Origin of the sequence: Streptomyces sp. SPB162 (assembly GCF_029504575.1) — a bacterium.
Classification (GTDB): domain Bacteria; phylum Actinomycetota; class Actinomycetes; order Streptomycetales; family Streptomycetaceae; genus Actinacidiphila.
The window spans coordinates 6,480,152-6,499,121 of record NZ_JAQFII010000001.1; the positions used below are offsets into that span (position 1 = coordinate 6,480,152).

17 protein-coding genes, 1 tRNA gene and 4 pseudogenes are annotated in these 18,970 nt (G+C 70.1%); 11 read left to right on the top strand and 11 right to left on the bottom strand.

The features are described from left to right. Positions 1-99 precede the first annotated feature (99 nt). On the bottom strand, positions 100-2,040 hold the full coding sequence (locus M2266_RS29230; RefSeq protein WP_277440888.1) for a DUF2264 domain-containing protein: 1,941 nt from the start codon (positions 2,038-2,040) through the stop codon (positions 100-102). A 207-nt stretch (positions 2,041-2,247) separates the two neighbouring features. Here M2266_RS29230 and M2266_RS29235 point away from each other — a divergent pair. Together M2266_RS29235 and M2266_RS29240 are read left to right on the top strand one after the other, a co-directional pair. Beyond that, positions 2,248-2,457, top strand: a pseudogene (locus M2266_RS29235) (hypothetical protein); the annotation flags it as partial. Positions 2,458-2,491: 34 nt separating this feature from the next. Beyond that, positions 2,492-3,103, top strand: coding sequence for a hypothetical protein (locus M2266_RS29240; RefSeq protein ID WP_277440889.1), 612 nt, complete (start codon positions 2,492-2,494; stop codon positions 3,101-3,103). A 31-nt stretch (positions 3,104-3,134) separates the two neighbouring features. Here M2266_RS29240 and M2266_RS29245 read toward each other — a convergent pair whose 3' ends face one another. From M2266_RS29245 to M2266_RS29255, 3 genes are all read right to left on the bottom strand, one after another. Continuing rightward, complete coding sequence (locus tag M2266_RS29245) at positions 3,135-3,599, bottom strand: hypothetical protein (RefSeq protein ID WP_277440890.1); 465 nt, start codon at positions 3,597-3,599, stop codon at positions 3,135-3,137. A 204-nt stretch (positions 3,600-3,803) separates the two neighbouring features. Then, entirely contained in the window at positions 3,804-4,649 is an 846-nt protein-coding gene (locus M2266_RS29250; RefSeq protein ID WP_277440891.1) for a DUF1206 domain-containing protein, read from the bottom strand. A gap of 78 nt (positions 4,650-4,727) precedes the next feature. Then, positions 4,728-5,018 carry a YiaA/YiaB family inner membrane protein gene (locus tag M2266_RS29255; protein ID WP_277440892.1) on the bottom strand — a complete coding sequence of 97 codons (291 nt, stop codon included), beginning with the start codon at positions 5,016-5,018 and terminating at the stop codon, positions 4,728-4,730. A gap of 182 nt (positions 5,019-5,200) precedes the next feature. Here M2266_RS29255 and M2266_RS29260 point away from each other — a divergent pair. Then, positions 5,201-5,274 (top strand) — tRNA-Pro (locus tag M2266_RS29260). Positions 5,275-5,472: 198 nt separating this feature from the next. On the opposite strand, the gene M2266_RS29265 is transcribed toward M2266_RS29260, so the two are convergent. Both M2266_RS29265 and M2266_RS32485 read right to left on the bottom strand, forming a co-directional pair. Beyond that, complete coding sequence (locus M2266_RS29265; RefSeq protein WP_277440893.1) at positions 5,473-6,690, bottom strand: site-specific integrase; 1,218 nt, start codon at positions 6,688-6,690, stop codon at positions 5,473-5,475. Further along, on the bottom strand, positions 6,690-7,073 hold the full coding sequence (locus M2266_RS32485) for a helix-turn-helix domain-containing protein (RefSeq protein WP_346780965.1): 384 nt from the start codon (positions 7,071-7,073) through the stop codon (positions 6,690-6,692). Before M2266_RS32485 ends, M2266_RS29265 begins: the two co-directional genes overlap by 1 nt. Before the next feature lie 535 nt (positions 7,074-7,608). Between M2266_RS32485 and M2266_RS29275 the strand changes: the two are divergent. From M2266_RS29275 to M2266_RS29290, 4 genes and pseudogenes are all read left to right on the top strand, one after another. After that, a pseudogene (locus M2266_RS29275) lies at positions 7,609-7,946 on the top strand (winged helix-turn-helix domain-containing protein). Positions 7,947-8,014: 68 nt separating this feature from the next. After that, positions 8,015-8,401: a transposase gene (locus M2266_RS29280; protein ID WP_277440895.1), complete on the top strand. Its 387-nt coding sequence runs from the start codon at positions 8,015-8,017 to the stop codon at positions 8,399-8,401. Between the two features lie 20 nt (positions 8,402-8,421). Further along, complete coding sequence (locus tag M2266_RS29285) at positions 8,422-8,544, top strand: hypothetical protein (RefSeq protein ID WP_277440896.1); 123 nt, start codon at positions 8,422-8,424, stop codon at positions 8,542-8,544. Between the two features lie 687 nt (positions 8,545-9,231). Then, positions 9,232-9,630 (top strand): transposase, encoded by a 399-nt coding sequence (locus M2266_RS29290; protein ID WP_277440897.1) that lies wholly within the window; start codon positions 9,232-9,234, stop codon positions 9,628-9,630. Between the two features lie 56 nt (positions 9,631-9,686). Here the strand turns inward: M2266_RS29290 and M2266_RS29295 are convergent, their stop codons facing one another. After that, entirely contained in the window at positions 9,687-10,172 is a 486-nt protein-coding gene (locus tag M2266_RS29295; RefSeq protein ID WP_277440898.1) for a nitroreductase family deazaflavin-dependent oxidoreductase, read from the bottom strand. Positions 10,173-10,762: 590 nt separating this feature from the next. Between M2266_RS29295 and M2266_RS29300 the strand changes: the two genes are divergently transcribed. Further along, positions 10,763-12,157: an amino acid permease gene (locus M2266_RS29300; protein WP_277440899.1), complete on the top strand. Its 1,395-nt coding sequence runs from the start codon at positions 10,763-10,765 to the stop codon at positions 12,155-12,157. 164 nt (positions 12,158-12,321) lie between these two features. On the opposite strand, the gene M2266_RS29305 is transcribed toward M2266_RS29300, so the two are convergent. After that, on the bottom strand, positions 12,322-12,468 hold the full coding sequence (locus tag M2266_RS29305; RefSeq protein WP_277441437.1) for a hypothetical protein: 147 nt from the start codon (positions 12,466-12,468) through the stop codon (positions 12,322-12,324). On the opposite strand from M2266_RS29305, the pseudogene M2266_RS29310 reads away from it, so the two are divergent. Both M2266_RS29310 and M2266_RS29315 read left to right on the top strand, forming a co-directional pair. After that, positions 12,412-14,276, top strand: a pseudogene (locus M2266_RS29310) (NAD-binding protein). The gene M2266_RS29305 and the pseudogene M2266_RS29310 overlap by 57 nt on opposite strands. Positions 14,277-14,873: 597 nt before the next feature. After that, entirely contained in the window at positions 14,874-15,170 is a 297-nt protein-coding gene (locus M2266_RS29315) for a hypothetical protein (protein WP_269270416.1), read from the top strand. Between the two features lie 293 nt (positions 15,171-15,463). On the opposite strand, the gene M2266_RS29320 is transcribed toward M2266_RS29315, so the two are convergent. Together M2266_RS29320 and M2266_RS29325 are read right to left on the bottom strand one after the other, a co-directional pair. Further along, entirely contained in the window at positions 15,464-15,901 is a 438-nt protein-coding gene (locus M2266_RS29320; protein WP_269270415.1) for a PRC-barrel domain-containing protein, read from the bottom strand. Then, complete coding sequence (locus M2266_RS29325; protein WP_277440900.1) at positions 15,898-16,467, bottom strand: PRC-barrel domain-containing protein; 570 nt, start codon at positions 16,465-16,467, stop codon at positions 15,898-15,900. The genes M2266_RS29320 and M2266_RS29325 overlap by 4 nt, the downstream gene beginning before the upstream one ends. Positions 16,468-16,836: 369 nt before the next feature. On the opposite strand from M2266_RS29325, the gene M2266_RS29330 reads away from it, so the two are divergent. Continuing rightward, positions 16,837-17,727, top strand: a complete 891-nt coding sequence (locus M2266_RS29330; RefSeq protein ID WP_277440901.1) for a YihY/virulence factor BrkB family protein — start codon at positions 16,837-16,839, stop codon at positions 17,725-17,727. A 127-nt stretch (positions 17,728-17,854) separates the two neighbouring features. Here the strand turns inward: M2266_RS29330 and M2266_RS29335 are convergent. Continuing rightward, a pseudogene (locus M2266_RS29335) lies at positions 17,855-18,931 on the bottom strand (mechanosensitive ion channel family protein). Positions 18,932-18,970 lie beyond the last annotated feature (39 nt).

The following is an 18,970-nucleotide window of genomic DNA, read 5'->3' on the forward strand; positions in this document are numbered from 1 at the left end:
CGGGGCGTGGCCCCTGGGCTGCTCGCCGATCGAGGGCACAGGGCCAGCCTGCCCGCTCGATCGGCGGCGCGGAACCTGATCGTGAAATCGGCGGGTCGGTCAGACCGTGAGGACCGTTCCGCCGGGGAACGAGACGCGCACGTGGGCATGGCTGTCACCGCTGCCGCTACCGCCTCCGCCATCGTGGAGGACGGTCACCGTGATCGCTTCTCGCAGTGCCCGCGGATGGACGGTGTCGCCCGCGAGCACGACGAGGGTGACGTGGACGCTGCTCCCCCCGGGGTGCGGTCCGGAGCTCAGACACGGGGTGGCCGAGTGCGGACCGAACGCGTTCGCCTCCACCTCACGGTGCACCGAGCCGCTTTCGCCGTCCCAGCCGAACAGGCCGACCAGCGCGCTGGAGAGACCGTCCGCGGTGCGGGCCATCGCCCACTCCCGGCCGCTCTCGCCCCGCGGCGGCTCCGTTCCCGCGACCGCGTAGCCGCCCTCGCGGACCGTCACTCCGGCCGGGGCTTCGACGCGGTGCACCCGCACCTCCCAGGGCCCGTGCAGGAGACTCGTCGTCTCGATCCGGTACTCGGTGCTGCCGTCGATGTCCTCCCCGGCCGGGAAGGTGACGGAGTGCCAGGAGGACGCGGTCCGGCCCGTCGCCGTCAGCGGATGGATCCGGCCGCGCCGTGAGGGCGTGCCGTCGGCGCCGATGAGCGCCAGGTGGCTGTCGACGCGGTGCCGCCAGGCGTGCGGGGCGGCGTTCGGCGCGGTGTGGGTGGTGTAGCCGAGCTGCGCGTAGTGCGGGTCGTCCGTGCCGACGGCCGGTTCGACGCCGTAGTGGTCGCTGCCGTGGTTGACCAGCCGGACGATCCCGTCGTGCTTCGTGCCGTGCAGCAGCCAGCCGGGCGCGGGCAGCGCCGTGTACTGGTCGGCCTCCTCGACCGGGAGCGCGACTTCCCTTTCGGTCCACACGGGGTGGTCGGCGGGCAGCAGCAGCCCGAGGAAGCCCTTGCTCGCCCAGTACGGGGACGCGGGCCCTGAGTACGCCTGCGTGGTGGGGAGGAACGGCTCGTGCCAGCCGAGCGACAGCAGCCCGCGCTCGTCGGGTACCCCGCGCTCCACGAAGTGCCGCAGCACCCCGGAGGCGAGCCGCCGCGTCGCTCCCGGCTTCAGCGGGGTCGCGCCGGTGAGCGCCCCCATCCACACCGGGGCGACGGCGGCGAAGCGGTACGTCAGGGAGCGTCCCTGGTGGACGGGGGCGCCGTCGCCGCCGAAGAAGTGCGGGTAGGTGGCCAGGAACCGGGACAACCGCTCCTTGTAGAGCGTGGCGCGCTCCCCGTCCGGCTCACCGGCGATCCGCGCCCACAGCAGCGGGTACAGATGCATCGCCCAGCCGATGTAGTAGTCGAAGTTGCGGCCGTCCCCGTCGGTGTACCAGCCGTCGCCGACGTACCAGTCCTCGATACGGTCCAGCCCGCCGTCGATGTCGGACTGGCTGAACGGCGCGCCCACCGAGGCCAGGAACTGCTCGGACACCACCTGGAAGAGCCGCCAGTTGTTGTCGTGGGTGCGGTGACCGACGAAGCCGGAGAACCAGTCGACCACCCGCGTCTGGACCCGTGCGTCGAGCCGGTCCCAGATCCACGGCCGCGTCTCGTGCAGCGCGATCGCCACCGACGCCGCCTCGACCATCTGCTGCGAGCAGTCGGTCAGCGCCGGCCAGGCCTCGCCGCTGCCCGGATCGGTACCCGCCGTGAGCCCGGCGGCGTACCGCTCGATGAGCCGCGCGTCCACCTGACCGCCCGCCCCCGCTATCCGGAACGCGGCCAGCAGGAAGGAGCGCGCGTACCCCTCCAGCCCGTCGGACACCACCCCTGACCGGCTGTTGCGACCCGGCAGCCGGTACTGGGCGAAGCCGGGGGAGGCATACGGCACCAGCCCGTCGAGCATCCGGTCCGCCACCGCCTCCCAGTGCGCGCGGGTCCAGCCGGTGCGGGGCGACTGCACGCGGTCGGTGGGGGGCAGCGTGAGGAAGGGCGGCAAGGTCACATCAGCTCCGGGGTGAGGCGTTGACCGTGATGGTAAGCGGTTACTAAGTTGAGGCCAAGGGTTCGTACGAACCGCGGCGATGGCGGCAGCCCGCCAGGCGCGCGACCCGGTTCCGCCGTGGCCCCGCCCTCGTCGCGGTCCCGTCTCCGATGCCGTTCCGACCCGGCCGCCCGCAGGGCTCGAACAGACAAGGACCCGTCCATGGCCGACGCAGGCCCCACCGACACCCCACCCGTCGCGGCCCGCATGGCGGTCGCCGCCGGAGCGCAGGCGACCGCCTCGCTCCGCGACGGCGGCACCCCGCGCACCGCGCAACCGCCGATCCGGTCGCCTCCTTCGCCGCGCACCAACTCCCGCACCCCGCTTGACGATTGCCGCCCAGCGCTGGGATCATCCCCCACCGGGAACCAGGGGTGAAGGCTCGGTAACGGTGGGTATGGGGGCGACGGGTATGCGCATGCACGGACTGGCGGGCGCGGGGATGGTCGCGGCCGAACCGATTCCGGGCCTCAAGGGGCCGTGGGCGTTCGTCCTCATCGCGGTGGTCGTCATCGTCATCGCCGTGATCGCGGTGCTGCCCCTGATCATCGACATTCGCCAGGCCACCGCATGGCGCCAGCGGCTCACCGAGGAACTGATCGGCCAGGCGGCCACGAACAGCGACGTCCGCGAGCTGCTGCGGGACATGCGCGAACCGCGCGGAATACGCGGTCTGACCCGCAGCATCATCGCGGTCCTGATCCTCGCCCTCGTCAGCTTCGCGCTCGCCGTCGCGATGCTCTCCTCGGGGGGCGACTCCGGCGACCTGCGCAAGACCATCGTCACGTCGTTGATGACGGTGCTCGCCACCGTCGCGGGTTTCTACTTCGGCTCGCTCGGCGCCCAGAACAGCGCGGACGACGCCGTCCGCCGCGCCAACCGCACCCGCGCCCGGCCCGCGGACCCTGCCGGCCCCCAGACCGGCGACGACGTACGCCCCCCGGCTCCGGACCCGCCGGTGGCGCCCGACACGAAATCGCCGCAGCCGGAGAACACGCTCCCGACCCCACGCGGCCAGGCCTGACCGACCGACGGACCACGTCCGCCCCCGCACCTCACGGCGCGTCGAAGCCGGCCTGTTTCGCCTTCATCCAGTCGGCATGGTCTTGCCAGGCGAACAGATCCTTGCCCTTGAGCACCACGTTGTAGGCCCCGCACGCCGCGGTTCCCTCCCGATCCGTCCCCTGGGGGAACCAGTCGGCCCTGAGGTTGGCGCGCACCCCGCTGCCGGCCCCCTCCCTGCACCCCGCGGGCAGCTTTCCGTCGGCGAGTGTCGCCTTCAGCAACCGGTCGCCGCCCGTGGTCGACATCCGGTACTTCACGGCCGTGGCCTCGTCCGGCAGCCAGCGCGGAACCGACCGCCGGGCCTTCTTCGCCTCGCCGCCCGAGGAGTACTCCGCCTCCGCCAGTCCACGACCCTGGTACCAGTCCACGACCTGCGGCACGGTGAGCGCCGCCGCCACGACGAGTCCGACGCCGCCGACGGCGAGTCCGAGGACGACGGGCTTCTTGGTGGGCATGCGGAGGGGTCCTTTCCTGGGAATGGGCGCTTGCCGCCCATACTGACCGCCCCGAGGGGCCACCGGATCGCCCGCGAGAACGGTTGGAACCCCCCTCTTGAGACGGACGGCCGTCAGCCACGAGAGGTACGCCGCGGACGGCCGTCCGCGAACGCGGAAACGACCCGGCGCGAAAACTCGCACCGGGTCGTTCCGACGAATCCGTCAGATCTTGCGCCACCGTGCCATGGCGAGCGAGAACGCGCCGAACAGCGCCAGCCCCACCGCGATGGCCACCAGGAGCCAGGGCCCGGCCGGGGTGTCCCGGAAGGAGCGCAGGGTGTCGTCGAGCCCCTTGGCCTGGTTCGGGTCGTACTTCACGGCCGCGGCCACGGCGAATCCACCGGCCGTGGCGAAGACGATGCCCCGGCAGAGCCCGCCGACGACCCCCAGGACTTCCACCACCTGACGGGTCCGCTGCGACATCTCACCCAACTTCAGGTGCTTGCGGAACTTCCGCTGCAACGCCCGGACCGCGATCCACACACCGGCCGCGACGAGCGCCACGCCCGCGATCCCCACCAGCCACTGGCCCATGGGCCAGTCCAGCACCTTCGCCGTCCAGTCCTTGGACTGCTTGTCGCTCGATCCGCCCTGGCTGGCGCCTTCGGAGGCGGACTTCGCCAGCGCGAAGGCGATCACCGAGTAGGAGGCGAACGCGTAGAACACGAACCGGCCACCGGAGGCCAGCCGCTTCGTGGCCTTGTGCCCGTCGGGCCCGGCGGCGCCGAAGAGCGCCTCGGACAGCCGCCACAGCGCCATGCCCACAAGACCGAGCCCGACCACCCACACCAGGACCCTGCCGAACGGCTGCCCGGCGATCTGCTCCACGGCGCCGCCGCGGTCGGCCTGCTTCCCGCTCCCGCCGACCGCGACCTGGATCGCCAGCGCGCCGATCAGCAGGTAGATCAGGCCACGTGTGGCGATCCCCCATCGTGCCGCCCACTCGACCGCACTACCGTTCGCGGCGCCCCGGCCCGCTGCCTGAGCCCGCCCTATCGAAGCATCCACGCCCGACCTCCCTCGTCGGACGGGCGTCTGCCCCCGCCCCCACCGAGGAAACGCCCGCCCGGCCGCGACGGCCCGGCCTCAGACCCCGTCCACCCGGAACGGATCATGCTCCGCGAGCAGCTTGTCCAGCCGCGCCTGATCCACCCGGCTCACCACCTGCCCCACCTCCTGCCGGTCCCGCACACACTTGGCCAGCGTGAACGCCGAGGTCACGAGGTACAGCAACCCCAACCCCAAGAACGCCCGCACCCACGCCCCCACCGGCAGATACGCCACCCCCACCGCCATGCTCCCCAGGGCGATCCCGAACGAGATCGCCGCCTGCGCGTAGTACGCCCCGGTCGTCTGCTGATGAATCGGATTCGTCATACCCCCAGCCTGAACAACTGTGGCCCACGCCACATGAGTACGCCTACTCAAACTTCCCCCCACCCCAGCCCCCACCAAGATCGCCCCGCCAACCCCACGGCGTGAGCAGGCACCGCCCCAAGTGCGGTATTGTTCTCATGCGCGGTCAGCCAGGGGACAACAACCCCAGAACGACCGAGCACCGGGACGTGGCGCAGCTTGGTAGCGCACTTGACTGGGGGTCAAGGGGTCGCAGGTTCAAATCCTGTCGTCCCGACGGTGCTGGAAGGCCCGCTGATCTGGGAGAAATCCCAGGTCAGCGGGCCTTTCGCGTTTTGCTGACGAGTCGCCAATGTGACGTTCCGTCAGATGCCTGGGGACCAGCTGGGGACGATGCCGAGGAAGAAAGCCCTGATCAGACCCTGTTTGCTTGGGGACCATGATCGTGAATGGTTGCTCCTGCATTGTCCGGTTTCTACAAGACCCGCAGTGTCGCGGCGAGCGGGTCCGAGGGCCCGGGCGCTCCGGCCAGGTGGGCGCTGAGCGATCGTCCCGCGGCGACGATGGCTTGTAGGTCGGGGTGGAGGTAGCGCTGGGTGGTGAGCAGCGAGCCATGGCCGGCGATGAGCCGCAGGACGTGCAGCGGCACTCCGGCGTCGGCCATCCACGTCAGCCCGGTGTGGCGCAGGCTGTGACGGCGCAGCTTTTCGTGGCCCAGTGAGCTGACGACCGCGTCCCAGTGGGTGGCGTCGCGCAGGACAGCGGTGGTGATGCGTCCGCCGCGCGGGCCGGTGAACAGCCGGGCGTCGGGGTCGGGGCCGGCAGCCAGCAGACGCTGCGCGATCAAGGGCCGCACTTCCTCGATGAGCGGGACGCGGCGGGCCGCTTTGCCCTTGGTGCCTTTGTCGGCGAGTCCGCCGGGGGAGGGGGTGGTCTGACGGCGCACGGTCCAGATCCAATTGACCGGGTCGATGTCCTTGACCCGCACGCCGGATGCTTCGCCGATGCGGGCGGCGGTGCAGGCCATGAAGATCACCACCTCACCCCATCCGGCGAAGTTCCCGTGGGAACGTGCCACCAGCCCTGCCGCCAGCTCAGAAAGGGCCGACCAGGTGGGCAGGGCCAGGGTGCGAGGGTCGTCGAGTTCGTCCTCCGCCTGCTTGTAGGCCGACTGCCAGCCCACGATGCGGGCGGGGTTGCGTGCGATGATGCCGTCTCGCACGGCCTGCTCCATCACCCGGACCAGGACTGCCAGGCTGTTCTTGACCGTGGAGCGCCCGCACTCGTCCGCGATCCACCCGTACACGCTGCGGTCCACTGCACCATTGCTGATCATCGCGACCGGGATGTGGCCCAGACTGGGTACTACTCGTAGCCGCCACCCCGCCAGGTAGGGGTCAGTGGTCTTGGGCTCCAGGCCACGCAGCGCGAGGCTCATGTTGGCGTTCCCGAAGTCGGCCAAGGACTGATTGGACCGGGTCGGGTCGATCCCACGCAGGGCCGCGGCCAACAGCGCGTCGATCCACTCCTGGGCTTCCTCGGCGCTGGCCCTGGCTTCCGACAAGGACCGGCGTTTGCCGGTGTGGGGATCGGTCCAGCGCACGCGTGCCCGGTAGGGGACGGGCCGGTTCGCGCGGCGCTCGATATCGGCCGACAGCGGCACCGCAATGGGCAATTGCTCTATGTAGGGCATCAGGCCGCCTGCCCGGGGTCGATGCGGCGATCAGCCAGCCACCGTTCGACATCGGCGGCGCCGTACATCACCACCCGCTCCGACAGACGGACGAAAGGCGGCCCCTGCGGGGGTCGGGCGGTCCTCCATCGACGGACTGTGGAGGCGTCGACTCGCAGCAGGCGCGCTATCTCCTCGGTTGTGTACCACCCGCCGGCCAGTTGGGCGGGCGATGGCTCGACATTCATGGAACGGACATTTTCGGTGGTCGGTGCATTTGGGTTCATGGACTTCCCAGGGGTTAGAGGGCAGGGACGTGTGTGGCAACCGGTCGCGGATATCAGACGGCTGCAAGGGGGAGAGGTGTTCAGGGCGCCGGGCTGTGCCCGGGCAAGACACAACATTAAACAGAAGACGCGCGAAGTCCAGCCCAATCGTTGCTAGTTCTCCAACGGAGAACACTGATACCGGTCAGCGCCCCCTAGGTCAGTTTCAAAGAAAGACCCGAGGAAAGTTTGCCTCGGCGATTCCTGTTCGCACTTCTGGATTCCTCGTTTGTATCCGGAACCGCTCTCGCAGCCGTGGGCATGGCGTAGGTGCTGCTGACTGCACTGCGTGTTGGGGCGTCGTCGGGGTCTTTGCGAGGTTGATGGACGACGAACCATTAATGATCCGCAGTATCACCGGTTTGGCTAACCGGCGATCCCCGGCTATGTTGCCGCTGGCGTGGACGAGCTAGAGATCTGTAACGGTGCACGTTTTCTGCCTCGTGACGGACGTCGTTCCGTTCGCTCTGCCGGTGGTATGAGGTATGCAGATGGTGGCGGGCTGACGGCTGAGGAGCGGGCCCGGCGTGAGTAGGTGCGGTTGGCTGCGGCTGAGTTGCTCGAGGCGGAGGCCAGCGATCAGGAGGTGGCCCGGTGTTTTCGGGTGGCGCGGATGTCGGCGAACCGCTGGCGGCGAGCGTTATCCGCGGGTGGCAGGCAGGCCCTGGCGTCGAAAGGGCCGAGCGGCGCTCGTTGCCGGCTGAATCCCGCCCAACTGCGGACGTTGGAGGCGGTGCTAGACGCCGGCCCGGCCGTTCACGGGTGGGGTGAGGACCAATGCTGGACGCTGGTGCGGATCGGTGAGGTCGTGCGACGGCGCTTCCAGGTGAAGTACACCTTGGCCGGGCTGGACCTGCTGCTACACGGATCGGGTGGAGCGCGCAGGTCCCGACCCGGCAAGCCGCCGAGCGCGACGAGGCGAAAGTCGCCGAGTGGAGGGACGAGCAGTGACCCGCCATAAAAGGACGGCGGTGGACCTGGGCGCCTGACTCTGCTTCGAGGACGAGGCAGGCCAAGATTTGAGGCCGTCCAAGGGCCGCGCCTGGGGCCGGCGCGATCACACTCCCGTTGTTCGGGTGACCGCGGCGGGCACCAAACGCGTCTTGCTGGCCGGGCTGATCTGCACCAAGCCCGGCCACCGGGCACGGCTGGTCTATCGCACCCACATCGACCGCGGACCGCGCAGGGGCCGCCGCAAAGGCTCTACCGAGACCGACTACATCCGGCTCCTCGATGGCGCTCACCAGCAACTCCGCGGTCCGATCGTCCTGATCTGGGACGAGCTCAACACGCACGTCAGCCGCACGACGCAACGGCTGATCGCCGCCCGGTCCTGGCTGACGGTCTACCGACTGCCGTCGTACGCACTGAAACTCAATCCGGTCGAGGCCGTGTGGCCCATCTGAAACGATCCCTGACCAACCTCGTGAAGCTAGACATCGACCAACTGGTAGCGCTGGTGAAGACGCGGCTCAAGCGGACGCAGTACCGACCCGAGCTCATCGACGGCTTCATCGCCAAGACCAGACTCGACCTCGCACCGCCATAACCCCCACCGTTACAGCTCTCGAGCTCCGGTGTCAGCCGGCCAGCGCGGGTGGTCCGCCGACGGGTCCCTGCGACGGGGCACCGCATGTGGGCCCATCACCAACCGCTTGTCAGCCTCCGTGCACCCGTTCCCGGTCACGCACCACGTGGAGTGCGTGGCGATCCTCGAACCGGCCGCAAAGGAGTCCTGACCTGCGGGTTCGGGTGATGTGCGTTATGTGCGCTGTGAGCGTTACGGGCGAAATCTTGACGCTCAAATGACGCTCCTCGAGGCGCCGTGACGCTCATTTGACGCTTTTTCTGATGGCCCGTCAGGCGCTGTGTGTCGCTGGTCAGACGGCCTACCGGAATGCCCAGTCAAGGCAGGCTACTGGGAACGTCGTGGTGTCGTTCCACGGCACGAGGAGTGCGCGGCTCTCCCTTCGTGAATACTGCACCCCGGCGATGTCGGGCCGTCCCCGCTCGCGCGGAAAGACCCTCCGTTTCGCTGCATGTGATGGCCTCCCGGTCCCGGGATCGACTGCCTCGGAGGGGCACTGCGCCCGTGCGTAGTGCCCCTCCGAGGCAGGGAGTAGAGGCGCTGGCCCGGGGGCTGCGGAGCGGGAGCCAGCCTGGGCGGGCCACAAGGCACGCGGGCGGCGGGCAGTAGCAGCGCCCGGCGGTGGGCCACGCGCGACAACAGGCCCGCATGGTGGCCCGCACCCCGGAAAAGCGCCGCGTGGCCCTTGCCGGCCCACTGGGCGCCTTCGTCCAAGCCCAGTTTTACTCCGCCTTCGCCCTGTACGTCGGCCGGGTAATCGATTCTGCCCCCCTGCGCTCCGCACTGATCGCCCGGCCGGCCCTGCTGCTCGTCATCCGGTGGTACGCGATCCGGGCCAGCATCGAAGCCACGCTCTCCCAGAACGTCCGAGTCCATGGCCTGCGCCGGTCCCGCTACCGCGGCCTGGCCAAGACCCACGTACAGCATGTCTTCACCGGCATGGCCTGCAACATCACCCGTGTCGCCGACTGGATCAGCGACACGCCACGGGCCCGCCGCCGAGCCACCTGCTTCCGGGCCCTCTGCACCGCCCTCGGCATCGCGTAGGGGCACGCGAAGATTACCAACAGAGTCACGGCCTTGAGTCAAGGCCCGCGGCTGGTTCACCCGTCAGAGCGCTCTGCGCGCTCTGTATCCCGTGCTGGCCCCTGCCCAGCGAGCATGGACTCCTCCAAGCGCACGAAGGGGATGTGCCCGCCCGCGGCCCGGTAACTGTCGGCGCTGCCGTTCGTCTCGAAGCCCATGTAGGAGCAGAGTAGGCGGGCGGCCCTGGGGTGCTTGGGGGCGTAGACGGCCATGACCCGGCCGCCTTCTTCCTCGCTCAGGAAGTGGGCGGTCACGGCATGGAAGCAGCGGCCGACCTGGATGGTGGCCTGCGGGGTGTGACGAAGGTTCCGGTACCACTGGGCCTTCGGGCCGAAGCCGGAGGCAACGGTCCAGGTGTGCTGCTGGGCGTCGTACGCCACCACTTCGATGACCACGTTGCGGGCCCGGCCTGAGGCGCGTCCGGTGTGGATGAGCAGCAGCATCCGTTTGCCGAAGAGCGGCCCGAGGCCCAGCCGGTAGAGGTGGACCGGAAGCCGAGCCACTGTGCGTCGCCAGCCGGTCGGCGGGTGGGGTGGTGCGGTGCGTCGGGCTGGGGAGTCACAGCCTGCCTTTCGGGCATGCGGGGTCTGCTCCGGCGGGGACTTCGGGGACCAGAATGCTTTGCAAGACAACCTTTGCATAGTCCAAAGGCTGATGGAAGTCGGCGGTCGGCGCAGCAACAAAAACGGTCAACCGGCCGTCTTGCGCTTCGTGTAGCGGGAAAGTGCCGACGCCGGAGCGACTGCCCGCCTGTCGTAGGGAAAGGGAGGGGGTTCGCCCGGCATGAAGCGCCCTGTCGGCCACGCGCCCCTACTTTGTCCGGGCTGCCGTTCGCCGCTAGGACCCTCATCGTCGGTGTGGACATCGCGGCCGGGCCGGGCCGGCGACTGGCGCCGCACGGTGATCATCGGTGCTCTTTCGCTTCTCCTTGACCAGCATGGCGCAGTCCGGCGGTGCGGGATTCTTGACGATTTCCCGACGGTCCCTAGCGATTTCCTGACGTAGGCTCTGATCTGGTGTGCCGGGAAGCCTGGTCGGCAATGCGTTGCGCGTTTGTGCGTTCCACATTTGGTCTGTCATGAAAGGCTCTCGCATGTCTCTCCGTGGGCAGGTTCGCCCTGCCGGCGCGCCCCTCGGCGCTTCCTGTGGCCCGCGCCGCTCGGTCCTCTTCTTCGCGTTCGCCTTCGCGGTCATCGCCGACCCGGTCTCATCCGTCGCGTATGCCATCGAGGCGGCCCTGCGGGCCCTGGACGGTGATCTGGCGCTGCTGTTGCCGACCATGTCGCTGGTGGTGGGCCTGGTCGTGGTGGTGACCGCCAACTACTGGCAGCTGGTACGTCGTTTCCCCAAGGGCGGGGGCGCGGCGGCCGCGGCCGGGCGGGCCTTCGGGCCCCGCTGGACCTTCCTGCCCATCGGCGCGCTGGTGGTGGACTTCGTCCTGACCATCGGCATCTCGATCTCGGCGGCGTCCAGCGCGGTGATCGCCCTGTTCCCCGAACTGGCGGGGGCCCGCATCCCGTTGGCCCTGGGGCTGCTGGTGCTGGTGGCCGGGCTGACCTGGTTCGGGCACGGCGGCCGGCTGCTGTTCGCGGTGATGACCGTGCTGTTCGTCGTGGTCTCCGTCGTCGTGCTCGTGCTCGGCTTCGTCTCCCCACACGAGATGGGGCATGCCGCGAGCAGTACCGACCCGGGCCGGTCGGCGGTGCTCGCGGTAGTACTCGCCTTCCCTGTCGCGATGGCCCTGGCCACCGGTGTCGAGGCGCCCTCGACCGCGATCGCCCAGCTCGGCCAGCTGGATGACAATCACCGGCGCCGCTTCGGCCGGGGCACGCTCGCGCTGCTCGTGGTGATCGTCGGCGGGCTGACGATCGCGCTGACCGCGCTGGCCGTACGTCTGCATGTCGGAATCCCGGACGCCGACTCCACCCAGATCGCCGACATCGCGCACGCGGCGGCCGGCCCCGGCTGGCTGTACGGAGCGTTCCAGCTGACCAGTTCGCTGTTGCTGCTGGCGGCTGCCAGCTCGTCCTTCCAGGCCGGACCCGGTCTGCTGAAGGCCCTGGCGGGTACAGCGGGCGCGCCGGGCGTGCTGCCGCCGGTCCTGGGACGGACGAACAAGCACCACACCCCGTATTGGTCGGTGGTCGTCTACCTGGCCGCCGCTGCCGTGATCATCGTTGCGGCGGCCGGCCAGGAGCAGAAACTCGTGCTCTTCTACGCGGTCGCGGTCTTCGTCAGCTTCCTGGTGGGCCTGCTCGCCATGACCAGCTTCGCCCGCACCGAGAAGAAGCCGGCACTGGCCTGGGTCAACGCCCTGGCCGCGGCGGCCGTCGCCTTCACTCTCGCCGTGAACCTGCTGCGCGGCTGGCCGCTGCTGTCCCTGGCAGCCACTTTGCTCATCGCCGGCGGGCTGTACGCGCGCTGGGTCCGGGCCGGGCGACCCACCGGGATCGAGGACGTGGAGGGCAGGTCGGAGTCAGCGGCCTGACGGGTCACAGGGCGGCCTGCGATGCATCCGGGGCCGGGCCGGGCCGGAGCGTCGTCGGAGGCGCAGGGCGTTTCCCCGGGCCGTTCACGCACCGCAGACTTTCCCGCGTCCCGGACCCCGGACGAAACCAGGCGACGGGGTGAGGGAGTCTAGGGGGCGTGGTGTCACTTCCTCAGCAGGTCCAACGTCCCGGCCCCGTCGCCCACATGATCGTCTGTGGCGACGGCGCACTCGCGCACCGGCTCGCGGCCGAGCTGCGGCAGCTCTACGGGGAGCCGGTGACTCTCGTCGTGCCGCAGGGGACCGGGCACGGTGCCCTGCGTCCGGCGTCCCCGGGCCCGCGCGGCCGGCGGACCTCCGCTCTCCTCGGCCGTATGACACCCGCTGTGGCGCACACGGCTGTCGTCTCCGACGAACCGGCCGTGGACATTCCTCTGCTGGAGGCGGACGAGCCCGATGAACAGGTGCTGCGGGAAGCTGGGGTGGAGCGTGCCGAGGCGCTGGCGCTGGTGTACGACGACGATGAGATCAACATCCGGGCGGCGTTGACGGCCCGGCGTCTCAACCCCCGTCTGCGGCTGGTGATCCGGCTCTACAACCGCAAGTTGGGTCAGCACCTGGAGGCGCTCCTCGACCAGGCGGCGGCAGTCGCCGATCCCGGGATCGATCCGCAGGTTCTGGACGCATCCACCACTGTGCTGTCGGATGCGGACACCGCGGCCCCGGCACTGGTCGCCTCGGCGATCACCGGCACCAGCAAGGTCGTGCAAGCCGACGGGCTGCTGTTGCGGGCTGTCGAACGCACCCCTCCGGGCCGGGGTCAGGTCGCCGACGAGGGGCTGTGCACGCTGGCGCTGCTGTCCTCCACGGTCAACGACCCGGCGGGCAGCGAGGGTTTGGACCGCAGCGGAGCCGCTGGTCCGCAACTGCTGCCCGACGCCCGCACAGTGGCAGCGGCCACCGGGCGGGGAACCGTTGTCCTGGAAGCCATCGCCCCGGCTTCAACGCACCACCGCCGCGCGGTTGGCGAGCCCCCGGTGTCCCGCTCGGTTCGCTCTTCTCCCGTCGGCTCCTGTGGTCCGTCGCCGGTATCGGAGCAGCCGTGCTCGCCCTTGCCGTGTCGGCCTGGCTCACCACCGGCGGCAGCCCGCTGCACGCCGGCTATCTCACCCTCCTCGATCTGTTCGCCATCGACGACCCGGCGATCGCCGGACCGCCCAGCCGCAAGGTGATCCAACTGTTCACCGGGCTCATCGGCCTGCTGCTCCTGCCGGTCCTGGTCGCCGGGGTCCTGGAGGCACTCGGCGCCTTCCGCAGCGCCTCCGCCCTGCGCCGCCCGCCGCGCGGCCTGTCCGGCCATGTCGTCCTGCTGGGGCTGGGCAAGGTCGGCGCCCGCGTTCTGGCCCGGCTGCTCGAACTGGGCATCCCTGCCGTCTGTGTGGAGAACGATCCCCAGGCACGAGGGCTCACCCTGGCCCGTCGCCTGCACGTTCCGGTCGTCCTCGGAGATATCGCGCAGGAAGGCGTACTGGAGGCCGCCCGGATCCACCGGGCACATGCTCTGCTCGCCCTGACCAGCTCGGACACCACCAACCTGGAGGCCGCCCTCTACGCCCGCTCGGTCAAGTCCGACCTGCGGGTGTCCATGCGGCTGTACGACGACGACTTCGCGACCGCCGTCTACCGCACCCTGCGCGCCGCCCACCCGGACGCCGTCACCCGCAGCCGCAGCGTCTCCCACCTGGCCGCACCGGCCTTCGGCGGCGCCATGATGGGCCGCCAGATACTGGGCGCCATACCGGTCGAACGCAAGGTACTGCTCTTCGCGGCCGTCGAGGTGGGGGGCCACCGGGAACTGGAAGGCCGCACCGTCGCCGAGACGTTCCGGCCCGGCTCCTGGCGCGTCCTGGCCCTGGACACCTCCGCCCCGGGCCACCGCACCCCGGATCTGGCCACCGCGCGATCCACCGGGTACGAGCCGGCCGACCGCCCGGCCGACCTGGTGTGGGAGCTGCCCGACAGCTACATCCTGCAGGCCCAGGACCGGGTGGTCCTGGCTGCCACCCGCCGCGGCCTGGCTGAACTCCTGGGGCGCCGCTCCCTGCCCCTGAGACCGTGAAATCCGGCCCCGGAGACCACGAACCCCGCAGGCTACGACTGGATCCGGCCGTCGCCGCCGTCCTCGCTGGATGGTCAGCGCGTCCTGGACCAGCACGATCCAGGGCAACGGCTGGGACAGGTGGCCCCCGAAGCAGCCACAGTTCACGACCGCGGGCGTACGCCTGTACGGCCATTGCGGTCCACGTCACTGAGGCGGCCGTGTAGATGCACACCGGGGTGCGCGCTGTCGATCGCGGGCGGGCCAGGAACCACACGCCGCGCACCAGCTTGCCAGCGATCAGAACCACCGCGAGCGTGGTCGCGCCTGCGCCGTTCGCTGGACCGTACGCGGTCAGAATCCCGGGCATCCGTCCGAAGGAGACGAGCTGACCCAGAGCCATCGCCGTGTACACCACCCACGCGACCATGGGCAACGCGGCATCCCGCCGCCGAGGCGGCTGGCGGGATGCCGCGGAAACCGGGTCACGTGTGTCTGCTTGTTACCGGCGGTCGGTCCCCACCGAAGCTGTTCCGGCGGGTTGGTCCCACCGGGACTGGGAGAGCCCCGTACCGGCTGATCGCGCGTAGAATCGTCCTATATCCGCAGGGAGGCGTCATGCGACGCACCATCCGCATCGGACCGTTCAGATTCGGGACCGGCCGCAGCCGGGAGTGTGCGGTGCCCGGACGGGTGAGCCGTGAGCGGTTTGCCGTTGATGTGGCAGAGGGACTGATGGGTGTCGGCGTCCCGTTCAGGCGCGGGTGCAGCGCCCTGGGGTTCCGGGTGCTCGTCACCGACAAGGAAACCGGCCGACGCCAGTACGTCTCCGAAAGCTACACCCACGACCAGGCGTATGCCGACGGCGAAAAGTACATCACCAAACTGGTCACCGGCAGGAAGCGCGTGAAGTGACAGTCGGAGGTGCCCGGTGCGTGCGCGGCCGGGCGAACCGCTCGGTGGGCCGCGGCGGGGCTCGCCCGAGATAGGGCTGGGCGATCACATCGAAGACCACGTCCCTGGGCGCGCTGATGCGCTCCTGGTTTGGGACGGGCCCAGTGAGCGCGGCCCGGCATCATCGCCAGCGACCACGACGACCAGCCGCAGTCGGCGAACCCCTCACCTGTCCATACGGGTCACCGTACGAGCAGAAGCGGCCGCGGGAAGTCCCGGTCGGCAAGAGCGTAACCAGGCCGCGGCCGCGTGGTTCATGGGGTGCGGACGACGGCGGCGTAGGAACCGATGCCGATGAGGCGCGTGCCGGGAATGTTGCCGCCGGAGGTGAGCAGGGCGGACACGCTGCCGGTCCGGGGGTCGAAGTCGATGTCCTGGACGATTCCGTCCTCCTCGCCGTGGTCGGTGAGGAGGCGTTTGCCGAGCAGGCCACTCGAGGCGGTGGCGAGCGGGGCGAGTTCGTCGTCGGCGTCCCGCAGGGCGCCCCCGTCGGGGGCCATGACCGCGTCCGGTCCGACCGCGTGAACGTCCGGCCAGGCCAGGAACTTTCCGGCGCCGCTGGTCTTCGCCAGGTGCAGAGCGATCACGCGGGATGCCGCGGGGTCGATGACGATGCCTGCGACGGTGCCGATGGCGACGGCGTCGGCCTTGCTCATCACGGTGAGCCCGGACAGTTCGCTGAGCAGCATCATGCCTCCATCAGGCGGGCCCGGAATGCCTGCATCATCTCGGTGAAGCCGGGGAGGTCCTCGGCGACGAATTCGGCCGCGAGTGCCGGGACGACCAGGGCCTCGCCGGAGACCGCGATGGTCTGGGACAGCGGGATGAACACGGTCCGCGCGTGGTGGCCGAGGACTTCGCTGGATGCGATGGCGTAGCCCACCGCGGTCGCGGAGGTTTCGCTCACCTCGATGACCACGTCGGTGATCCGGCCCAGGTCGGTGCCGGTATCGGTGAGGACGCGTGAGCCCAGCACGTTGCCGCCCCCGGTCTCGGACCGGTCGGCGACCTGAGCGCGGTCCTCGAATACGTTCTCGTCGCGGATCATCACGGCGTGGCTGCCCAGCCCCGTGACCCCGGCCCAGGGCAGTGCCCGCTTCAGCGGCCCCGAGAACAGTCCGCCACCGCTGAGGGTGAAACCGGCGACCCGTCCGCCGGGGCCATCGAAGACGGTGTCCTTGACCTGCGCGACGGCTTCCCCGGCAAGGGTCACCACCGGTCGTTTGGCGATCTCGGTCGCCAGCATCAGCGCGGTCATTTCGCGCCCCGCTTCCCCCGCCGCCCGCGATGCACCGCGACGGCGCCGCCCCGGCGCCGCCTCGCCTGCGTCCACATCGCACAGGCGACCAGCACCACCATTGCCGCCATGACGACCATGACCCACACCCACCAGTCCACCGTGCACCTCCGCTCGAACCGTGCACAGCCAGGGGCTGTCTCAGTCAAGTGTCCTGCGGGCCTGGTCCCCTTGTCCATCGCTCCGGCGGGCGCATCCCCCCGAAGGCTCTGCTGACGCCCGTCGCCCGTACGCTGGCCTCCCTCAGCCCACTTCCCACCGCCGTGCGTGCGCCGGCCCGACCCTGCGCCGGCCACGGGAGGTGAGGCGCGTTCACCGACGGGACACCGTGTGACCATCGACCAACCGGCACCACCCCCGCCTCGCCACCCGGGCCCGGCCGCAGTGCCGAGCCGCCGTGACTGGTGTGCGGCGCTGCGCAGGACACCGGCAGCTCTGTGGAACGAGGACGCGACGGACTGGGCCGCCGCGCTGACCTACTACGCGGTGCTCACCATCTTCCCCACCCTGCTGGTGACGCTCTCACTGATCGGGATCGCCGACACCCCGGCAAGCGCGCACCTGGTCGACCAGGTGGCCGCCGTCGTCCCCGCCCCGTCACGCCCCGCCATCCTGCGTGCCCTCAAGAGCATGGCCGACCAGCAGACCCCCGCACGGCTGCTGGCCGCCTTCGGCACGGTGGGCGCCCTGTGGTCGGCCTCCAGCTACCTGAGCGTCTTCCGCCGCGCCCTGCACGCGATGAACGGGGTGAAGGACCGGCGTCCGCTGTGGAAGAAGGCCCCCCTCACCGTGCTCACCGCGCTCGTCCTGCTGGCCCTGCTCGTCTCCAGCGTGCTCGCCCTGGTCCTGACCGGTAACGCGGCCCGCACCGCCGGCCGGATCATGGGGGTGGACGGCGCCGGCGTCACCGCGTGGAACGCCGGGAAATGGCCGCTGCTGGCGTGCCTGGTCACCGTCCTGGTCCTGGTGCTGTTCCGCTCCGGCCAGGCCACCGCCTACGGCCTGCGCCACCGCGCCGTAGGCGGGTTGCTCGCCGTCGTCCTGTGGCTGCTGGCCTCCGCGGGCTTCACCCTCTACACCACCTACGCGGGCACCTACGACCGCCTGTACGGATCACTCGCGGGCATCGTCGTCTTCCTCGTCTGGCTGTGGCTGTCCAACCTCGCCCTCCTGACCGGAGCACAGTTCAACGCCGAACTCGCCACCCCCCGCCGATCCTGACCAGCCCCTCCTGCGTTCCCGACGGTGTTCAGCCGTTCCGCCTGGCTGCCGCAGCAGGCCGGGCGGCACGCCTGAACACCCAAGGCACAGAGCGAGGCGATGGGGCGGGGTGTCTGTCTCCGGCCTGCTATCCGGATGTCGGCGTGCCCGCTGCGGCTACCGGCATCTGGGCAGGACCGAAATCCGCTTTTCCGTGCCGGCGCACGGGTATCTGGTCCTGGTGCTGTACGATCACGGTCCGCATCGGGAAGGGGATCTCGATGCCCTCAGCCCGGTAGCGCCGGTGCAGGCGTTTGATCAACTCGTGTTTGACCAGGTACTGGTCACTGAACTCGCGGGCCCGCAGGATCACCGAAAAATCGATGCTGGATTCCCCGAACGTGTGGAACCGGACGGTCGGCTCGTGGCTGGGGACTCCGCCGGGAACCTGCGCCATCACCTCCGCGGCCACCGCGGTAGTCACCCGATCGACATGATCCAGGTCACTGCCATAGCCGACGCCCGCCTGCACCAGCACCGACATCTGCTGCCCCGGCTGATGGTAATTGGTCATGATCGCCCCGGCGAGCTGCGCGTTCGGAACGATCAACAGGTCGTACGGCAGCTGACGCACCACGGTGTAGCGCCAGTTGATGTCGACGACATAGCCCTCCTCGCCACTGCCGAGCCGGATGTAGTCGCCAGGCTGCACCTCGACGCCAGGATATGCACACCCGCGAACAGGTTGGCCAGCGTGTCCTGCAGCACCAGCGCCCCCGCCAGCCCGCCCCCGCCCAACGCGGTGAGCAGCGGCGACCGTGATGCCCAGCGTCTGCAGCAGGACGAGGATGCCGATGGCCACTACCGCGATACGGGTGATGTTGACGAATATGGTGGCCGAGCCGGCCACCCCGGACCGCGACAGCGCCAGCGCCCGGATCAGGCCCGCGGCGGTGCGGGCCGCGGTGAGCGTGGCCGCCAGGATGAGCATCGCGACCAGCACCAGGTGCAGGTTGTGGCTAACGGCCGCGGTCAGCGGCAGGCCCGCTCCGGCCGCCGACACCCCGGCTGCCAGGGCCGCCCAGGGCACCAGAGTCCGCAACGCGTCAACGGCGATCTCATCACCGCTCCACCGCGTCCGGCTCGCCCAGCCACCGCGCACCACCAGGCCCGCCGCCGCGATGCCCGCCACCATCACATCGTGCAAGGTCACAGCCCGGGTCACCGGCCACCCCCCGCACAGGACACTGCCCCAGCCCCGCGC

What these genes read in the sequence shown, in the direction of transcription:
- M2266_RS29240 (WP_277440889.1), top strand. Translation starts at nt 2,492, where the DNA reads ATGCGCATGCACGGACTGGCGGGCGCGGGGATGGTCGCGGCCGAACCG.
- M2266_RS29255 (WP_277440892.1), bottom strand. Translation starts at nt 5,018, where the DNA reads ATGACGAATCCGATTCATCAGCAGACGACCGGGGCGTACTACGCGCAG.
- M2266_RS29315 (WP_269270416.1), top strand. Translation starts at nt 14,874, where the DNA reads ATGCGACGCACCATCCGCATCGGACCGTTCAGATTCGGGACCGGCCGC.
- M2266_RS29320 (WP_269270415.1), bottom strand. Translation starts at nt 15,901, where the DNA reads ATGATGCTGCTCAGCGAACTGTCCGGGCTCACCGTGATGAGCAAGGCC.
- M2266_RS29245 (WP_277440890.1), bottom strand. Translation starts at nt 3,599, where the DNA reads ATGCCCACCAAGAAGCCCGTCGTCCTCGGACTCGCCGTCGGCGGCGTC.
- M2266_RS29300 (WP_277440899.1), top strand. Translation starts at nt 10,763, where the DNA reads ATGTCTCTCCGTGGGCAGGTTCGCCCTGCCGGCGCGCCCCTCGGCGCT.
- M2266_RS29290 (WP_277440897.1), top strand. Translation starts at nt 9,232, where the DNA reads ATGGTGGCCCGCACCCCGGAAAAGCGCCGCGTGGCCCTTGCCGGCCCA.
- M2266_RS29325 (WP_277440900.1), bottom strand. Translation starts at nt 16,467, where the DNA reads ATGACCGCGCTGATGCTGGCGACCGAGATCGCCAAACGACCGGTGGTG.
- M2266_RS32485 (WP_346780965.1), bottom strand. Translation starts at nt 7,073, where the DNA reads ATGTTGTGTCTTGCCCGGGCACAGCCCGGCGCCCTGAACACCTCTCCC.
- M2266_RS29265 (WP_277440893.1), bottom strand. Translation starts at nt 6,690, where the DNA reads ATGCCCTACATAGAGCAATTGCCCATTGCGGTGCCGCTGTCGGCCGAT.